This window comes from Rhodococcus sp. T2V (assembly GCF_029269925.1).
GTDB lineage: Bacteria > Actinomycetota > Actinomycetes > Mycobacteriales > Mycobacteriaceae > Rhodococcus_F > Rhodococcus_F koreensis.
Genome location: NZ_JARJBD010000049.1, coordinates 25,212 through 42,818, shown reverse-complemented (window position 1 = coordinate 42,818; position 17,607 = coordinate 25,212). Strand labels below are relative to the sequence as shown.

Here is a 17,607-nt window from a genome sequence, read left to right as displayed (position 1 = left end):
AGTCGCAAAGGTGGCTCTCGGAGGGAGATCCATGCGGGGTGTTGGAGCTGTGGTCCTCGATCGTGTGGTGTGACGGAACCCGCCATGACCGTTGCGGTGTGACCTAAAAGAGTATACTTTGTGGGAGGTGGCCTCGCGTTCCGACGGTGAACTGAATCCCGCTGAGAACGCCGCCACCGAACGCAGTGCTTCGGCGCAGGCTCGCCCGAGCGGATTATCGACGACACGTAATGCAGTCACAGGAGGAACGAATTGTCTACTTCGTGGAGCACACCACTTGTGCACGACCGCTTGGTGGTCACGGGAGCCGGATCCGGTATCGGGCGAGGGGTCGCGCTGGAGCTGGCCGAGCGGGGGGCGACTGCCTACATCCTCGGCCGACGCAAAGCCGCGCTCGACGAGACCGTTGAGTTGGCGAAGGGCAAGCCGGGCCTTCTGATCCCAATGTCCTGTGACCTCACCGACCGCGAGTCGGTCGACGCCACCTTCGACACGATCGAGGCGGAGGAAGGGAAGCCCATCCAGGCGCTCGCCCACTGCGCCGCGAGCGTTCGATATGAACCCGCTCGTGAGATCACCTTCGAGACGTTTAAGGCCGTGGTCGGCACCACGCTGTTTTCTGCCTTCAACGCCTTGCACCGCTGGGCCCTACCGCTGCTGGATGTCGACCTCGACGGTGTCGCGGTCGCGCTCACCAGCTCGGTGGCTCATCGCGGCACGCCGGGCGTCGCCCACTCCTCTTCGGGCAAGTCCGGAATCGAGGGCTTCGTCCGTAGCGCGGCCCGAGAGTGGGGCAAGTCTGGCGTCCGGATGAACGTGGTCGGCCCCGGCCGCTTTCCGGTTGAGAAGTCTAAGGACATGTGGGAGAAGTTCGATTCCGAAAGCCCTGAGGCACTCGCCCGCACTGCCATCGGCCGATTCGGTGAGATGCACGAGATCGTCGGCCCAATCATGTTCATGCTGAGCGAGGCCGCGGGCTACCTGACCGGCGAGGTCCTGCACGTCGGCGGTGGCGACCGCATCACGCCTGGCGGTGGCCCGCCCGCGCGTTACAACAAGCCCGAGGATCCGGGCACGCGCCCGTAGAGGTGGCTCAGCGCGACAGACGAAGGTGGCCAAGGACTGTGGGTAACTCGTTTCAACAGGTGGAAGATCGCACCATGAACAAGCCGCTGCAAGGCGTCCGAATCCTCGATCTCACACATTGGTGGTCCGGTCCGGAAGCGACGCTCGTGCTCGCTGCGTTGGGTGCCGATGTCATCAAGATCGAGGCCGTCCAACGGCCCGACTCTGCGCGTGCCCTGAGGGCACGAGATATCGATACCGATCCCTACTGGTTTGAGCGTGGATCGGTCTACAACGGTGCGAACGCCGGCAAGCGCGGCATCACCCTTGATCTCTCGCGCCCTGCGGGCAGGGACATCTTCGTGCGACTCCTGCCCGATGCCGACGTGGTGATCAACAATTTCTCGGCCAGGGTGATGTCCAACCTCGGGTTTTCCCACGAGGATCTCGTAGCGCTGAATCCGCGGCTCGTCACGGTTGACATGACGTCATTCGGTCTCACCGGTCCGTGGCGCGATCTGGTCGGATTCGCGTACGTCTTTGAGCAACTCAGTGGTGCCGCTGCGTTGACCGGTTATGAAGACGGCCCGCCGGCCACACTGGGCGGCGCGTCCGATCCCACCGCGGGGTATGTCGGTGCGCTCGCGGTGCTTGCGGGCCTGGAAGCGCGGGACGCGACCGGTCGGGCCCAGCATTTCGACATCTCTCAGACTGAGGCCATGGCGGCGTTCCTGGGTGCCCCCATGATCGAGGCCCAGGTAACCGGACGGGAGCCTGAGCGTCGTGGCAACCGCCACCCGGAATGGGCGCCCCACGGCGTGTACCGGTGCGAGGGCGACGACGAGTGGGTCGCGATCGCCGTCCGGGACGACGCCGAATGGTCTCACCTTGTCGAGGTGCTTGGCCGGCCCGAGTGGGCACTCGACGAGCGGCTGGCGACTCGCGCGGGGCGCAAGGCGCATGAGAACTTGCTCGACGAGCGCATCGACGACTGGTGTGCCAGTCGTGCGAAGGAGTCGGTCGCCGCTGTCCTCTGGGCAGCCGGGGTGCCGTCCGGGGAGTTGGTCGACGCCTTCGAACTGGAGTCCGAGCCGCAACTTGTTGATCGCGGGACATTCCAGTCGATGGCCCGAGAACCGATCGGGGACATCGCTGTACCCGTGGTACCGCTGAGGATGTCTGGCACGGATCTGAGTTTCACCCGCCCGGCTCCGCGCCTGGGCGAACACACGGGCGAGGTGCTCCAGGAACTGCTCGGGCTGACTGACGACGATCTCGCCGACCTTGAGGAGGCTGCGATCATCGGCACGGCGCCAGCCTGACCCCGCGAGCGCCGGCACGCCCACCGGCAATTGGAGGGCCCGGTGACAAGTTGGCCTCCGGGAATGTGGCATTCATGCCCAAGCTTACGGGCCGTAACTGAGGGTGCCGATCTACAGGCGAATCGACGGGCCTGGCTCGCCTGGTACTGGGCTAGGGATCATCAATCGCAATGGAAACGCCTATAGCGCAGGATTTACTAGCGCGTCGAGCGCGATGGGCAGGAATTACCTGGCGTGGTGTCGGTGTATTGAGTACACTCCTTTATGTGGCGTCGGCCACTGTTTTGACGGGATTGCTGTACGCCCGGAGGAGTTCGCGGGTACCCACCCAACATGGCCTAACCGACGAAGGCAGATTCGAATGGCGCATGAATATACGAAGCGGGAGAACAGATGAGACCTGGAGCGCTGCACAGAATGCGAGTGCTGGACCTAGCCTCGGACATCTCCGGCTCGTACGCCGGTCGCCTCCTCGCTGACCTTGGCGCCGATGTCGTCAAGGTCGAGGATATTGCGCGCGGTGGCGACGAGACGCGTGGGCAGGGTGGCTCCGGAGCCGAGGCGACATTCACGTACTTGAACCAGAACAAGCGCAGCATTGGTCTTGACCTGTCGACCCAATCCGGGCGTCAGCTGTGGCGGCGTCTCATCGTCAGAGCGGACGTGATAGTCGACTCCGGTGATCCGGGCGTACTGGAACAGGCGGGGCTGGACTTCGCTGAGGTTGCGGCGGCCAACCTCAATACCATCCTCGTCTCGATCACACCGTTCGGGCCGGACGGCCCCTACCATGGTCGGCCGGCGACCCCGTTGACGATCGCTGCGCTCGGCGGATTCCTGAAGTCCCTTGGAGATCGGGACCGCGAACCATTGTCGGCAGGATTCCCATTGGTCGAGTACCTCTCGGGTGTGGTGGCGTCAATCGGAGTGGTGGCCGCATGGCGTTCGGTCCGCAGCGGTCACGGCGGTCAGCGAGTCGATGTCGCCCAGCAGGAAGTCGCGCTACGGATGCCGTACTACCCGTCCGTCGCCGCCCGTGTGGGCCATCCGACCGAGAGACGGACGCCTTTCCCCATGTATGTGCAGGCCATCAACGGGTACGCCGCTGTCAACGCGCTCTCGGCGACGCACTTCCGCGACGCCTGCCTGTACATGGGGCTCGACGACGTTGCCGACGACCGTCGACTCGCGGCAGACTCGGCGCTGCGAGGTGAGGTGGCTCCGAGGCTGCAGAAGCGGATGGACGAGTGGGCACTAGACAAGACCCGCGAAGAAATCTTCCACGTCGGACAGGCCATGCGAATCCCGACTGGCATCCCGTACACGCTGCGTGAGGTCTCCACTGAGGACGCTTATCGTCAACGTGGCTTCTTCCGGCCCCTGCAGGTTGGACAGCGCATCGTCCAGCAACCGGTGGGTCCGATCAGCGGATCGAGTGCAGCGCGCGATGTGTGGACTGCTGCTCCCGGTCTCGGCGATCACACGGACGACGTCGTTGGCGAGTGGCTCGTGCCGTGATGGCACCATGAGAAACAATGACAGCGTTAATCGCTTCCTGCGGAAGATTTCTGCGCTGATTCTTGGGGTCGCGAGATACCTCCCTCACGCTTAATGAGGAGCCAATTCCTCTGACGAGCTTCCCACCGGCCATGCTCAGTCAGCCCGGCCCGTCGCGGATTGCCTTGTCATTGGCGGTATTGCGGCCGATCCCTGCCGAGGGCCAGACACGCGACGAAGCCAGCCCCAGTACCGGCTGCTGAACGCACCGTGACCGATTCGTCGGTCGACTCGAGCGTCTCGATCAGGTTCCCCTTCGCCTTGACGACGTCGAGGCCGAGCTGGAGGTCCGACATCACCCTCACGACGATCATGCCTGGGCCTGTGGTCGCCAACCTGGGGGCCAACAGTGCCCGGCAATACAGCTCGCCGGGACAGCTATCGCTAACGGCGGCGGCCATGGCCGCCTCATCTCGCCGAACGACGCGGTCCGTGGCGTTGTCGCCGGTCAACGCTGCGTGACAACACACCCGGACCAGTGGCCCGCGGTCGAGAACAATCCCGAACGAGTCGGCGTGGCGTTCCGGGGCTCCTACACCGCGGCCCCGGGACAGCGCCGTACCGCATCGGCGGCAACCTGTTCTCGAAACCTACGAATCGGAGGAATGGTGGAAGAACTACAGGACCGCGTCGCTGTAGTAACAGGAGCGGGCAGCGGGATCGGTCGCTCAATCGCGCTCGCCTTGGCAGGTGAGGGGGTAGACATCGTCGTCGCCGACGTGGACGGCGATGCCGCGATCGCGGTGGCCGACCAGCTGCGAGCTGTGGGTATTCAGTCGATCAGCCTCCAGGTCGACGTGGCGGACCGGACCGCCGTGCTGGAACTGGCTCGTGTCGCCTACGAGCATTTCGGCGACGTCGACATCCTCGTCAACAACGCAGGGGTGAGCCTGCGCCCCTTCCGGGCGCTGTGGGACACCGACTACCACGACATGGTGTGGCTCATGGGCATCAACTTTTGGGGCGTCGTCCACGGCTACGACGCCTTCGTTCCCCGGATGCGGGAATCAGGTGGTCCGAAGCACATCGTCAACACGGCGTCGACCGCAGCCCTGCGGATCACCCCCGGCGCCGGCGCCTACACGGTGTCGAAGTCCGCCGTGTCCGCCTTCTCGATCTGCTCGCGGTCCGAATTCGAACTCGCAGGGGAACCGATCGGCGTGTCGCTGCTCATCCCGGGTCCGGTGCAGACGAACATCGACCAGGGCGAGCGGCACAGGCCGGCATCCGACCGTTCCGAGAACCGAGTTGTGAAGGAGTGGATCAGCTACCTCCAGCACGGTGAGCCAACTGGGGGCGGGCCGCTACCAGGGAACCCGTCCGGGCTGCGAGCCGACCCTGTGGATCCCGATGTTGTAGGCCAGCTCGTCGTCGACGCCATCCGCGAGAATCGGCCGTTCGTTCTCACCCAGCCCGCGCCGGAAATGATCCTGCGGGACCGGCTCGACCAGATCATCACTAGTGGCCGTGACGTGACGTGAAATCTTCGTAAAGGATTGCCAGGCCATGGCTTCTGACGGATGAGTGGGGCCTGCCCCTTCCTTGTGAGGTCGTGATGCCGCCCTCCACATCGAAGGGTGTTCCTGTGACACAAGAGACGTCCTCCGAAGTATTCGTGACTATCGCCAACGCGAACAGGCGCGACCGCTCCCGCCGCCCGGAATGACGGGCGTGGGAGGGACTCTCACTTCGAATCCGACCGCCACGCACTTGAGCCGAGCAGCTCAACGTTGAGCATATGGATCGTGATGTAGCGGTAGCCGATGGAGCGCACGCGTGGGTTCTGGCTTGTTGGTGGGGTGTTGTCGGAGAACCTTGAGTATTGCGTTCCCGAGTCGGAGCTCAGGCATGACAGTGGGAGAGGATGCCACGGTAGAAGCGCAGGGACTCCCTGCGTCGGCGGTGTGAAGGCCGTACTCGATGGCGTAGTCGGCGGCAGTATCGAGTTGGAGCCGCCCAGGCCTGCCTCTCTGTCGGTGAGTGGTGGGACGAGCTCGGCCTCAGGGTGTCGGTCGAGGAGGGTGCGCAGACGAGGTCACAGACGCGAACGAGCACCCGACCTCAGACCAGTGCCGAGGTGAGTACCCGCGACCCACCGCACGTCGGGACATCGGTCGACTACGGCGTCGATTGCTTCCTGGAACGCGCTCGACCGGGACACACGTAGGCCCTCGCCGTCCAACAGCCTGGCGACCCTGAGATGCGTCGACGCACGATCCAACCCACGTTAAGTGTACTTATTAACGATCTCAAAGTTAACGTTGAGTGGCCTGTGACACAAGATTGTGGTCCAATCTGGAACTGGAGATGCACTACGGGAGTGCATGCGCGGGAGAGGGGCAAGCTGAGAAGTAGTCGGAGATCGGCTCACGAGGGCGCAAATGGCGATGAGGAAGCGCATGGCGATCCGTCTCGTACGGCCTTGACAGACTCGCCTAATTAAGGCGTCTAAAAGTCCTGAGGCTCGTCTTCTGGGTGTCGTATGGTGGAGAGCAGGAGGAGCGTTGGTGTACCCCGACCCGTGTAGCGACGACGCAATGCGCGAGATGTGGGATCGGGCGAGTATCCGGAACCTGCTGGCGACCTACTTCATGGCGCTGGATCGCCGCGATCATGCGGCCGTCTTGTCCGTCTTCGCCCACGACGCGAACCTGTCAATGCACGGTGAGCATGTTGCCAGTGGAGTGGAGGAGATTGCCAAGTTCTTCTCCACTGGAGCAGGCACTGGACGGCTCGGCATCGAGCGGAAGTCCATCGTGTCGATGTACCACACGATGGGCACGCACTATGTCGACTGGCGAAACGAGACCGCGTCTGCTGAGACGTACGCCGTGGCCTATGTGTGTCACCGCGCTGAGGGTGGCGAGTTCGTCGCTGTGCGCGGAATCCGGTACCTCGACGAGCTTCGGCGGACGTCGAGCGAATGACTGATCTCGGATCGGATCCACACCTCGGACTGGTCCGCGCAGCTGCCGTTGACTGAGGTTGTGCCGACTGCATCACGGCTGTCCCGCCGGACATCCGAATCTGAGCGGTGAGATTGTCTTGAAAGGACGCACGAGTGGCTGGATTGCTGGATGGCGTGAAGGTCGTCGAGGCGACGGTTTTGCTCGTCGGCGACTACCTGGGCTCGCTCCTGGGCGACGAGGGCGCGACGATTGTCAAGATTGAGCAGCCGGGAGTCGGCGACTACGTCAGGAAGCTTGCTGCGCAGGTCGCACCCGGCTATTCACCCATGCATCTGGCGGTCAACCGGCACAAGCGAAGTCTCACGCTGGATCCGCGGCGGAGCGAGGGAGCTGACGTCTTCGCCCGCGTGGTCAGCGATGCTGACGTGTTCCTCATCAGCCATGTCGGCGACGTGCCCGCCAAGTTGGGTATGGACTACCACACGGTTCGCGCCATCAAGCCGGACATCGTGTACTGCCGCGCGACGGGGTTCGGATCCTACGGTCCGTACGCCGAGGTGCCGACCCACGGAGGCATGATGGAGGCTCTGGGCGCGGCCCCGGACCTCGTGCTAGACGAGAACGGTCGCGCGGCCGAGGTCGAAAAATCACCTCCGGTGACCGGAGTCGTCGTCGGGCCCCTCTACGGCGCTTACGCAGTCGCGGCCGCGCTGGTGCGCCGTGCTCGCACCGGGGAGGGGGCCGAGATCGACCTCAGCGCATCGGACGCCGTCATCGCATCGTCGTGGCCGTGGGCCGTGGCCCGGCTCAACGCGGGTCTGCTGCAGCCGGCTTCGGACGTGGCGCCGCCGGCCCGCGGCGGACGCGCGACCTCCGCGAAGTACGGCTACTACGAGACCGCAGACGGACAGTTCCTCCTCTTCTGCTGCATCGAGAGGAAGTTCTGGGACCGGTTCTGTGCCCTCGTTGACCGACCGGACCTGACCCTTCGCCACTCCCAGACAACGGTCGTCGACTACGGCGAGGACGACTTCGATCTCATGGCCGAGCTCAGAGAGATCATCGGTGGACGCTCACTGCAGGCGTGGATGGCGCTCGCGTGCGACCACGACCTGCCCATCGGCCCGGCGTTGGGCATAGCCGACGCCCAGCACGACCCGCACGTGACGGCGCGCGAGATGGTCATCGACGAGCACCATCCGGTCGTCGGCACCGTGCGTACGGTCGGCAATCCAATAAAGGTCGACGGAGCCGAGTTCTCAATTCACCAGCACGCTGCTGGGGTCGGCGAGCACACCGACGAGATCCTGCGCGAGCTCGGCTACGGCGACGAGGAGATCGCGCGCCTACGTCAGGCACGTGCAATCTAGGGCCCCATCAGGCCACCGGTCGCGGTCGGGAGACCGCGAAGGTCGAAAGGAAATCGATGAGTACCGCCCCACAGCGCCCAGCCGTTGCCGGACCGCCGTTGGCCGGCATCCGCGTGGTCGATCTGAGCCGCGGAATGGCGGGTCCACGAGCGGCAGGCCTGCTTGCTGACTACGGTGCGGACGTCGTGCGGGTCGAACCGCTCGATGGCGCAACCGACGCCGATGGACTTGCTGTTCCGTACTCGGTCTTCAACCGGGGCAAGCGACGCGTCCGATTCGAGCTCGACACAGCCGAGGGCCGTGCCAGACTGCTGGAGCTGCTCACGAACGCCGATGTCGTGGTCCGAACGTCCACATACGATATCGAGGATCCAACGTGCGCACAGCTGCACACGCGCTTGCCGCACCTCGTGGTGTGCTCGATCGAGATGTTCGGGTTCGGGGACGACGAAGCGATGGGATGTCAAGAGTCACTAGTGCACGCCTACGTCGGGACAATGGCCGAACAGCCAGGTCTGCGCGACGGACCGATCTACCAGGGGCTGCCTTTCGCCAGCGCGGGTGCAGCCTACCTGGCAGTCATCGCCACCGTCGCCGCGTTGCACCGCCGACTGCGCGACGGCCTGGGTCGGCAGGTCGAGACTTCCGTGCTCGATGGAGCGCTCGCTAGCCTATCGATGCTGTGGGGCGACGCCGATGTGCCGATGCCTCCCCGAGTGCCGGGCAGCAAGCGCCTCGTCTCTCGCAATTTCGCGTGCTCTGACGGCGCGATCATCGGAGTTCACTCGGGAGCCGTCGGTGGCTTCGCCCGTCTGATGGACCTATTAGGTCTCTCAAACTTCGTCGCGTCAAGCGGGTCGGTCACCGAGATGGGTGTTCCGCTGCAGCCCGAGGAACGACATCTCCTCGACACCCGCCTTCCGGAAATCTTTGCGACCGAGCCATCCGACGTATGGCTCAAGCGCCTAACTGACGCAGACATCTGTGCCGTGCGGGTGAATCGGGACCTCGATGTCTTCGATGACCCCCAGGTGGCTCATCTGGGTTCGGTAGTCACGGTCGACGACCCGGACATCGGCGTGGTGCAACAGGTCGGACCTGGCCTACGTTTCAGTGAGGCCACCATGAACCCCATGGTGGCGGTGGTGGACGTCGCCGTCGACGACATTGATTGGCAACCCCGCCAATCACCGGTTGCCGGCGAGCCCGTCGATACCTCCCAGGAACTGCTCGCCGGGGTACGCGTAGTCGACCTGGGGGCCTTCTACGCGGGTCCGTATGGTTCCCGGCTCCTGCGCGACCTCGGTGCCGACGTCGTCCGTGTCGAGACCTTTGCGGGCGAGCCCAACCGCGGCCAGGAGACCATCTTCCGCTCAAGCCATGCAGGACTGCGGTCCGTCGCAATCGACTTGAAGTCCGCCCGAGGCATGGAGGTGTTGCACCGCCTGGTCGCTCACGCGGATGCGGTCCACCACACCATGCGACCTGCCGCGGCCGCCCGCCTCGGTGTCGACTACGCAAGCCTCTCAGCCGTCAACGATCAGCTCGTGTACAGCTACGGTCCGGGTTGGGGATCGACGGGGCCTCGCGCAGGCCAGCAGAGTTTCGCTCCGCTGGTTACGGGTTTCGTGGGCGGAGCGTTCGAGGTCGCCGGTGCCTATAATCCGCCGGTCTACCCCTCCGGCAACGAGGACCCGGCCAACGGGATGCTGGGGGCACTCGGAGTGGTGCTCGGCCTCTATCACCGAGCAACCAATGGATGTGGACAGTACGTCGAGCATCCGCAGATCCACGCTGCGCTTGGCCTGATGGCGCATATCGCCCGAAGGCCAGATGGTGAGGTTCTCAACGGAGGACGACTGGACGTCCTCCAGATGGGCATTAGCCCTCTCGACCGCCTCTACCAAACGGCCGATGACGAGTGGATCTGTCTCGCCGTGGGATCGCTGGAGGATGCACGCCGGCTTACAGGAGTGTTGAAGATCGACCTTCCGCCCGTGACGACAATGACCGAGCTCATCGGGAACTCTGCTGTCGGCGTGGCGCTCGAGAGCGCCGTGGTAGCGAGCTGCGCAGAGCGCAGGGCATCGGACGTAATCGAGGAGCTCCGGGCAGCCGGCATCCCGGCGGTCATTCCCGTCGCGTCACACAACGCAGCCGCATTCCTCAGCGATCCCATCGAGATTCGTCGGGGGAGGTCTGTCGAGGTCCCGCATCCCACACGAGGTCGTGTCCGATTCGTCGGGGGCTTGGTGCGATGCAGCGATGTCGCGCCGCCTCAGTGGCGTCTGGAGCCTGGGCTCGGCGAGCACACGCACGCCGTACTATCCGAGATCGGATACGACGACGCCGAGATTGAGGAGTTGCGTGGCCTCGAAGCGGTTCGAGGTTGAGTCGGCTCAGGCTCTCGTGAGCGCGATGGTCGTTGCGGCCACAAGCGCGCCCTCTTGTCCGTCCAACCGGGCCTCGCGCCGAGCGGGGCAGGGTGTCCGTGACCCCACGAGGACGATCTTTCGTCACACACCAGTTCGGTCACCGCGTTTCAGAATTGTGCTGAAGCTGATCGGTTAGGGGTGCTGGACCCGGCTCGCAGACCAGCTCTACTCCGCGCTCGACCGATGCGAAGTGTTCTGCCTTCATGGAATCAGGTCTCCCCTTGGGCTTTGGCGCCCCTAGCTGGACGGTGTCCGGTGGATTGTCGCCTCGGTCAGGAGCCTCGCGGGCTGTCTCCGGCTTCGTCGGCGGGCGTAGTCCGGCCGATCGCATCGCATCGTTGTGTGCCAGTAGGCCTCTGGTTGTCAGGGAGAGGGTGCGTTGGACGATGGTGGTGAAGTTGCGATGCATTGCGGCGACGGTGGGATCTTGTTGGTAGGCGGTGGTGAGTGCCTCGCTTGGTTGTGCGTAGGGCCATGCGGCTGCTCCGACCAGCAGCAGGGTCACGATCACTTCTTCGGCGTCGTGGGGTGTGACTTCGGGGAGTGCAGTGGTGATCGTGTCGGCGATCGCGGCGGCGGCGTGTTGGGTGGCGTGTTTGTGGCGGAGGACGATGTCGACGGAGACGTTGTGTTCGAGTACGCCCGACTCGGCGTGCAGGAGGTCGCAGAGCACGGGTCGGGAGGCGAGCGAAGTCGCGATCGCGGTGGTGAGGTGCTCGATACGCTCGGTGAGGGTCTCGGGTGTCGGTTGGGTGGCCTGTCGTTGCAGGTCGGTGACCCATTCGCGCACCTCGGTGTCGAGGACTTCCAGTAGGACCGCTTCGCGCGACTCGAAATAGCGCAGCACGTTCGACTTCGCCAGCCCGACTCGGCGGCTGAGCTCGTTCAGGCTCACTTGGGCGACGGGCATCTCGGTGAGCATCGCCGCGGCCGTGGCGAGGATCGCCTGTCGTCGGTGTTCGCGCTGCTCCTCGCTGCGGGCTCGTTGGAAGTCCATGCCCCCAATGATACAGACCGCTAGTCTTTTGTGTAAAGACCGGTGGTGTGTTAATGTCTCTACCAACGAACAGACCGGCAGTCTTTAAGGAGTTGGGATGAGCTACGAAGTTCCGGACCAGAGCGGCAAGCTCGCGATTGTGACGGGCGCCAACAGTGGCACCGGGAAGGAGGCCGCGCGTAAACTCGCCGGCGCGGGCGCCACGGTGATTCTCGCGGTGCGTACCGTCGCGAAGGGGGAGAAGGCAAAGCGGGACATTCTCGCCCAACACCCGGAGGCGGACGTGCAGGTGCGTCGGATTGACCTGGCCGACCTGGCCAGTGTGAGGGAGTTCGCCGACTCGGTGATCGCCGACGGGCGTGCGGTGGACGTCCTGCTCAACAATGCCGGGGTGATGTTCCCGCCGGTGCGGCACGAGACCGTGGACGGGTTCGAGTTGCAGATGGGAAGCAACTTCTTCGGTCCGTTCGCCCTGACGGTGCGGCTTCTGCCGATGTTGCTGAAAGCTAAGGCGCCGAGAGTTGTCACGATGTCGAGCGGGATGGCTGCGCGCGGGAAGATCGACTTCGAGGACCTGAACTGGACGAGGTCCTACGACCCGACGGGCGCGTACGGGCGTTCCAAGCTCGCGGATCTTCTGTTGAGTCAGCAACTTGCCCGACTGGCGACGAAGAACGGCTGGAATCTGTTGTCGTTGGGCGCGCATCCCGGCAATTCCGCCACTGGTATCGCCGATGCCGGGCCCCGGATGGGTGGGAAGCCGAGTCTGCTGTTCCGTGTCGCGTGGAAGCTCACCCCGCAGCACTCGGCAGAGGCGGGTGCCGACCCGATGCTGTACGCGGCGACCGCGGCGGACGTGAAGCAGGGCGGTTATTACGGGCCCCGTTGGAACCTGGTCGGCAAGCCGGTACCGGCGAAGTTCACACCGAAAGGCCAGGACGAGAAGGTCGCCGAGCGTCTCTGGAACGAAAGCGAACACCTCACAGGTGTCACCGCCGTCTGAGCCGGACCCGGGGCAACGCCCGCAACTGCTATGGCGCCTGATGCGGCCAATTCGCCCCACCGAGCCTGCCCGGCGGCCACACCGAGCCCTAGTCAACCGAGACCCTCACCCTGACATCACGCCATCCTGCTCCGCCACTGGCGGAGACCACACGGCGCATGACGGCAAAAACGATCGCCGACATCCAACCCCTTGAAAGGAACTACGACTCATGGCATCACTCTCTGGCAAGGTCGCCATCATCACAGGCGGTAGCAAGGGCACCGGCCTTGGCATCGCCAAGGCCTACGTCAAGGAAGGCATCGCAGTGGCAATCACCGGCCGCAATTCCGAAGCCCTCGCATCCGCGAAGACCGAGCTGGAGCACCTCGTCCCTGATGCACAGGTGTTAACCCTGGTCGCCGACAACAAGAACCACGACGTCCCGGGCCAGGTCGTCGCGCAGACCGTCGACAAGTTCGGTCGGCTGGACATCCTCATTAACAACGCCCAGGAGTTCCGCACTGGTAAGAGCGTGCAGGACATCACTTGGGACGACATGCAGGCCACCTTCGAGTCTGGATTTTTCGCTACCTGGCGGTTCATGACCGCCGCGTACCCACACCTGACGGACACCGAGGGCACCGTGATCAACATGTCCTCCGGCGCCGGAGTGCAAGCCGTCCCGAACCACGGCGCATATGGCCCGAACAAGGAGGCTATCCGCGGTATCACGCGGATTGCAGCCAAAGAGTGGGGCAAGGACAAGATCACCGTCAACACGATCAACCCGTACGTCGCTTCGGCCGAGTCCGAGCGTTACGAGAGGGAGTTCCCCGAGGTGATCGCAGAGATAATGAAGGGCATCGCGCTGGGCCGTATCGGCGACGCCGAGACTAACGTCGGAAGCCTCTGCGTCTACCTCGCCACCGAGGGTGGAAAGTACATGACCGGAGCATCCTTCGACGTCGACGGCGGCGCGTTCATCCGGCCCTGACCCATGGGGGCCGGGCTCTCGCGCTGCGGTGCCCGGCCGCCAATAGGCTCTTGGAGGACCCCTCCGGAAACGTCGCGGTCTGTAACGTCGATGCCAGGCAGAAAATCGAGCGGACATCACCCCGGAGGAGAATTTGGACTCCGTTGCTCTCGGTAACTCCTGCCTCAGCCCAGCCGGATCGCGCTGGGCTGCACGGGCATCTGCGATTCGGGCTAGGAGACGCTCTTGGCTGTGCGCTCGGCGATGAAGGCGCCCAGCCCGCATTCCGCTGCGCGGTCGTGAACGGCATCACCTCGCTGGGGATTGCTAAAGTCCGCGCCGATTTAACGGTCGAATGTCGTCACAATGCCATTGCCGCGCGTGCTCCCTCGATCGTCGCGTGCATGATTCGGCGTGGCGCGAGTGCGTCGCCGACAAGCTCGAAGGTCATGCCGATGGCTGCCAGCATTCGGGCGAGACTGTCCTCGGCGGCAGCTCCGCACGCGGCGACGATCGAGATGTCGGGCTGCGTCCACCGTTCGTTTGCGAACGTGTCAACCATCGTCGCGCCGTTCTCGTCGACTCGCTCCAGTCGGGTCGTCTGTCGTATAACGACGCGCTTGCGTCGGATTCTCTGGAGCAGGGTGAGTCGCGTCGTATCTTCTACGCCGGGAGCAAAATCGGGGAGTTCGGAGATCAGTGTGACGCGATAGTCGAGATCGACGAGGAACTCGGCAATCGACGGAGCTGCGATGGACTGGTCGGGCCCTCCGACCACGAGAACGTGCTCGCGTGTCGGCCGCACTCCCTCCAGGATGTCGCGCACCGAATGCACACCGAACTCCATCAGTCCTGGGACGTCCGGTACGAGGGGTCGGCTTCCCGTCGCTATGAGCACCGCGTCCGCGCCGAATTGACGGATGTCGTCGACGTCGACTCGGTTGCCGAGTACGAACTCAACTCCCAGATGCGGGAGGACGGACTCGAAGTAGGCCGCCTGGTCGAGCAGATTGCGACGGTTAGGGTCACGCGCCAGCAGCCGAGGCGTCCCGCCGATCCGACGCTGCTCGTCGCTGAGGTAGACGTGATGGCCACGAATGGCGGCGATGCGGGCGGCTTCCATGCCAGCTGGACCTGCCCCCACGACGATGACTGTCTTCGGATGGGCCGCAGGTCGGGTCCTCATCTCGTCCTCTCGCCCGCTCGCAGCGTTTACGGCGCAGGTCAGTGGAACGCGATGTCGCCCAATGTGGTGACACTCGGAGAGTCCGAGGCACATACGCACGTGCGTCGTGGTACCGGCCTGCGCCTTGCGTGGAAGATCTGGATCCGCCACCAGTGCGCGAACCATGCCGATGAGATCGGCGCTGCCTTCGGCGATCAGGGAGTCAGCGAGCGCCGCGTCGGCGATCCGCCCGGTGAGCAGCACGGGGACGTCGACCGCGGCGCGTACGGCCGCGGCGACCTCGGCGTTGTAAGCGGGGGGCCGGTACCACGGGCTTACGTAGGCGCTGGTAAACCCGTCACCGAGTCCCGAGTAGCTGCCGCCGCTGACGCTCAAGTACGCGAGGTCTGGCGCCATCACGCGGGCAAGAGCGACGGCCTCGGTGACGGTGATCCCACGACCGTCGCCGAAGTCGTCGTACCCGAGACGAAGGCCGATCGGGAAATCCGCACCGACATGGTCGCGGGCTGCGGCCATAATCGCCCGGACGAATCGGGTGCGGTTCTCGGTGGTGCCTCCCCATTGGTCCGTTCGTCTGTTGGTATAGGGCGACAAGAACTGCATCACGAGATAGCCGTGTGCTCCGTGGATCTCCGCCGCGTCGATACCTGCTTCCGCGATACGCCGGATTCCATGGGCGAAGCTGAAGACGAGCTCCTCGATCTGCTCCTCGCTGAGCGCATGAGGCGTCTGACCGTCGTAGAGGTCAGGCACCGTCGATGGGCCGAGCGTCGGAGAGATGGTCGACCAGTGCTGCGCCGCGCCGCCGTGGGCGACCTGCGCAAATGATCGTGCTCCGTTTTCGCGTAGCAGGTCGGCGCGCTCCCTGAGACGGGGAATGACCAGATCGTCATAGAACGCGACGCCATTCCGCGACGCGGGTGAGGGGGGTCGCCGGTCCCACTCTCCGACCTGTCCGGGCGTGCCTGGCCCGACGGCGTACTGGATCACTCCCTGCGTGCCGGAGATGCCGATCAGTCCAGCTCCACCTTCCGCGCGGCGGGCAAGATAGGTGAGCTCACGCTCGCGCGGCAGCCCGGTGTTGTGGGTGGGACAGACAATCCGATTCTTGACAGTGAACCCGCCGACACGCAGCGGTTCAAACAGTCGTCGCAGTTCAGACATTACCGCGCCCTCCAGTCGGTACCGCAAGTCGTGCGGCACGCGAGCCATATGGTCCCGATCACATTATAGGGTGCACTTAACCCGAGGCTCGATGGGCGTAGCAAACGGTTCGCGCGATCGATTTTAGCTTTGGAATCGGGCTTGTGTATGACCTAAATCGTTGAGTCGAAGAAGGCTTCCGTATCTCACTGAGGGCCTTGTCACATCTATTGTTGCACTGTAACGTTCCCCACATTAAGTGTACTCAATGTGGGGAACATGTGCCGAGGAATCAACCTGCGCCCCGCGATCTGCAGGTCCGTCGCCCCAGGTGTCCTAAGGAGACCTCGGCCTTGTCCTAATCAGCTTTTCGACAGGGAGAATGAGAATGAGCACAAACTCCACGGCGATGAGGCGCGGAATGGTCGCAGCAGCTGCGGCATCCGTCTTCGTAATGGCAACGGCGTGCGGTGAGGTCGGTGGTGGCAGTGATACAACCACGCTGAAGGTCGCGAACTTCCTCGGGTCCGACTCGAGCGTCGCTGGTGGCTTCGCTGCATGGGAGTCTGCAATCACCGAAGCAACCAACGGTGCAGTCACGTTCAAGAACTTCGACTCGGGCTCACTGCTGGGACCGACCGAACAGCTCCAAGGTGTCAAGAGTGGGGTGGCCGACGTCGGGCTCGTGGTTCCGTCGTACTACCCCCAGGATCTGCCTGTTAACAACTGGATTCAAGGCATGGGCGCCGCAGTCAGCGCCTCCCCCGTTCGCGCCTTGACAGGCGACGCCTTTGCTGCCTATCAGTTCTCGGTCGAGAACGAACAAGTACGCGACGAGTATCTGTCGCAGGGCTTGATACCGCTGGGCACTTTCGCAAGCCCGGCATACCACCCCAATTGCAGCAAGGCAGTCACTGGACCGTCCGAAGCCCAGGGGCTCAAGGCCCGTACCAGCGGGAACTTGTGGTCGGCCCCCGTCGAGGCCATGGGGATGACCACCGTGTCCGTCGCCTACGACGAGCTGTACGAGGCGCTGGAGCGAGGCGTTGTGGACTGCGGTATCAACTCCTTCGCAGGGACCTATGAGCAGGGCTTTGCGGACGTCGCGCCACACCTCGTCCCCATCACGCTTCCGCAAACGCCGAATGCCATGTTCGTCTTCAACAAGGATGCTTGGGACAGGCTCGACCCTGCGGTCCAGCAGGCGATCTCCGATGCTTCGAGCGCGCTGATCCGTGGATCGGCCGAGCGTCAGCTGGAGATCGTACAGGAAGGCGCGAAGACACTGATCGGGAAGAAGCTCACGGTCGACGACCCCGGCACCCTGGGCGACATCGCGGCAGCCGCGGCCAAGAAGTGGTTGGCGAGCATGGCCGACCGGGCACCGGACTCCGTCGACAACCCCGCACAGGTGATCACTCAGTACCAGGCGATGCTGGACCACTGGTCCGGCGTCATGGACGAACTCGGCTATCCCGAGCCGGCCAACGTGGACCAGTTCGTCGACGCGTACGTCACCGCCAAGGACACCGATCTCGGCCCGGTATTCGAGCGGCTCGACGCCGAGGTCCACGCGAACCTGGTCAACCCGCGCTAGTACGTCCGAATGCTGTGGCGCAACATCTTTCAGTTTGCGCAGACGCTTAAACCCCATAGCCCAGCGGC

Annotated in this window: 13 protein-coding genes; 10 read left to right on the top strand and 3 right to left on the bottom strand. The window is 64.1% G+C overall.

The annotated features are described in order from the left end of the window. The first annotated feature begins 279 nt into the window (after nucleotides 1-279). From P3H15_RS32300 to P3H15_RS32290, 3 genes are all read left to right on the top strand, one after another. Nucleotides 280-1,086: an SDR family NAD(P)-dependent oxidoreductase gene (locus P3H15_RS32300; protein ID WP_276140953.1), complete on the top strand. Its 807-nt coding sequence runs from the start codon at nucleotides 280-282 to the stop codon at nucleotides 1,084-1,086. A gap of 38 nt (nucleotides 1,087-1,124) precedes the next feature. Then, the gene (locus tag P3H15_RS32295) at nucleotides 1,125-2,387 is read left to right on the top strand and encodes a CaiB/BaiF CoA-transferase family protein (protein ID WP_276140952.1); all 1,263 of its coding nucleotides are present in this window, start codon (nucleotides 1,125-1,127) and stop codon (nucleotides 2,385-2,387) included. Nucleotides 2,388-2,810: 423 nt separating this feature from the next. Then, entirely contained in the window at nucleotides 2,811-3,905 is a 1,095-nt protein-coding gene (locus tag P3H15_RS32290; RefSeq protein WP_276140951.1) for a CaiB/BaiF CoA-transferase family protein, read from the top strand. 167 nt (nucleotides 3,906-4,072) lie between these two features. On the opposite strand, the gene P3H15_RS32285 is transcribed toward P3H15_RS32290, so the two are convergent. Further along, the gene (locus P3H15_RS32285) at nucleotides 4,073-4,345 is read right to left on the bottom strand and encodes a hypothetical protein (protein ID WP_276140950.1); all 273 of its coding nucleotides are present in this window, start codon (nucleotides 4,343-4,345) and stop codon (nucleotides 4,073-4,075) included. 204 nt (nucleotides 4,346-4,549) lie between these two features. On the opposite strand from P3H15_RS32285, the gene P3H15_RS32280 reads away from it, so the two are divergent. From P3H15_RS32280 to P3H15_RS32265, 4 genes are all read left to right on the top strand, one after another. After that, nucleotides 4,550-5,425, top strand: a complete 876-nt coding sequence (locus tag P3H15_RS32280; protein WP_276140949.1) for an SDR family NAD(P)-dependent oxidoreductase — start codon at nucleotides 4,550-4,552, stop codon at nucleotides 5,423-5,425. 1,056 nt (nucleotides 5,426-6,481) lie between these two features. Next, nucleotides 6,482-6,871 (top strand): nuclear transport factor 2 family protein, encoded by a 390-nt coding sequence (locus P3H15_RS32275; RefSeq protein ID WP_276140948.1) that lies wholly within the window; start codon nucleotides 6,482-6,484, stop codon nucleotides 6,869-6,871. 134 nt (nucleotides 6,872-7,005) lie between these two features. Further along, on the top strand, nucleotides 7,006-8,223 hold the full coding sequence (locus P3H15_RS32270; protein WP_276140947.1) for a CaiB/BaiF CoA-transferase family protein: 1,218 nt from the start codon (nucleotides 7,006-7,008) through the stop codon (nucleotides 8,221-8,223). Nucleotides 8,224-8,279: 56 nt separating this feature from the next. Continuing rightward, entirely contained in the window at nucleotides 8,280-10,616 is a 2,337-nt protein-coding gene (locus P3H15_RS32265; protein ID WP_276140946.1) for a CoA transferase, read from the top strand. 139 nt (nucleotides 10,617-10,755) lie between these two features. Here the strand turns inward: P3H15_RS32265 and P3H15_RS32260 are convergent, their stop codons facing one another. After that, entirely contained in the window at nucleotides 10,756-11,655 is a 900-nt protein-coding gene (locus tag P3H15_RS32260) for a TetR family transcriptional regulator (protein ID WP_276140945.1), read from the bottom strand. Between the two features lie 97 nt (nucleotides 11,656-11,752). Here P3H15_RS32260 and P3H15_RS32255 point away from each other — a divergent pair, with 97 nt between their 5' ends. Next, nucleotides 11,753-12,658 carry an SDR family oxidoreductase gene (locus P3H15_RS32255; RefSeq protein ID WP_276140944.1) on the top strand — a complete coding sequence of 302 codons (906 nt, stop codon included), beginning with the start codon at nucleotides 11,753-11,755 and terminating at the stop codon, nucleotides 12,656-12,658. Nucleotides 12,659-12,869: 211 nt separating this feature from the next. After that, the gene (locus P3H15_RS32250; protein ID WP_276140943.1) at nucleotides 12,870-13,634 is read left to right on the top strand and encodes an SDR family NAD(P)-dependent oxidoreductase; all 765 of its coding nucleotides are present in this window, start codon (nucleotides 12,870-12,872) and stop codon (nucleotides 13,632-13,634) included. A gap of 340 nt (nucleotides 13,635-13,974) precedes the next feature. Here the strand turns inward: P3H15_RS32250 and P3H15_RS32245 are convergent, their stop codons facing one another. Further along, entirely contained in the window at nucleotides 13,975-15,963 is a 1,989-nt protein-coding gene (locus tag P3H15_RS32245; protein ID WP_276140942.1) for an FAD-dependent oxidoreductase, read from the bottom strand. A gap of 400 nt (nucleotides 15,964-16,363) precedes the next feature. On the opposite strand from P3H15_RS32245, the gene dctP reads away from it, so the two are divergent. Next, complete coding sequence (gene dctP / locus P3H15_RS32240; protein WP_276140941.1) at nucleotides 16,364-17,539, top strand: TRAP transporter substrate-binding protein DctP; 1,176 nt, start codon at nucleotides 16,364-16,366, stop codon at nucleotides 17,537-17,539. Nucleotides 17,540-17,607: the final 68 nt, after the last annotated feature.

Bases quoted from the DNA above. Each gene is read 5' to 3' on its own strand.
- P3H15_RS32285 (WP_276140950.1), bottom strand. From the start codon at position 4,345: ATGGCCGCCGCCGTTAGCGATAGCTGTCCCGGCGAGCTGTATTGCCGG.
- dctP (WP_276140941.1), top strand. From the start codon at position 16,364: ATGGTCGCAGCAGCTGCGGCATCCGTCTTCGTAATGGCAACGGCGTGC.
- P3H15_RS32275 (WP_276140948.1), top strand. From the start codon at position 6,482: ATGCGCGAGATGTGGGATCGGGCGAGTATCCGGAACCTGCTGGCGACC.
- P3H15_RS32260 (WP_276140945.1), bottom strand. From the start codon at position 11,655: ATGGACTTCCAACGAGCCCGCAGCGAGGAGCAGCGCGAACACCGACGA.
- P3H15_RS32250 (WP_276140943.1), top strand. From the start codon at position 12,870: ATGGCATCACTCTCTGGCAAGGTCGCCATCATCACAGGCGGTAGCAAG.
- P3H15_RS32280 (WP_276140949.1), top strand. From the start codon at position 4,550: ATGGTGGAAGAACTACAGGACCGCGTCGCTGTAGTAACAGGAGCGGGC.
- P3H15_RS32255 (WP_276140944.1), top strand. From the start codon at position 11,753: ATGAGCTACGAAGTTCCGGACCAGAGCGGCAAGCTCGCGATTGTGACG.
- P3H15_RS32265 (WP_276140946.1), top strand. From the start codon at position 8,280: ATGAGTACCGCCCCACAGCGCCCAGCCGTTGCCGGACCGCCGTTGGCC.
- P3H15_RS32245 (WP_276140942.1), bottom strand. From the start codon at position 15,963: ATGTCTGAACTGCGACGACTGTTTGAACCGCTGCGTGTCGGCGGGTTC.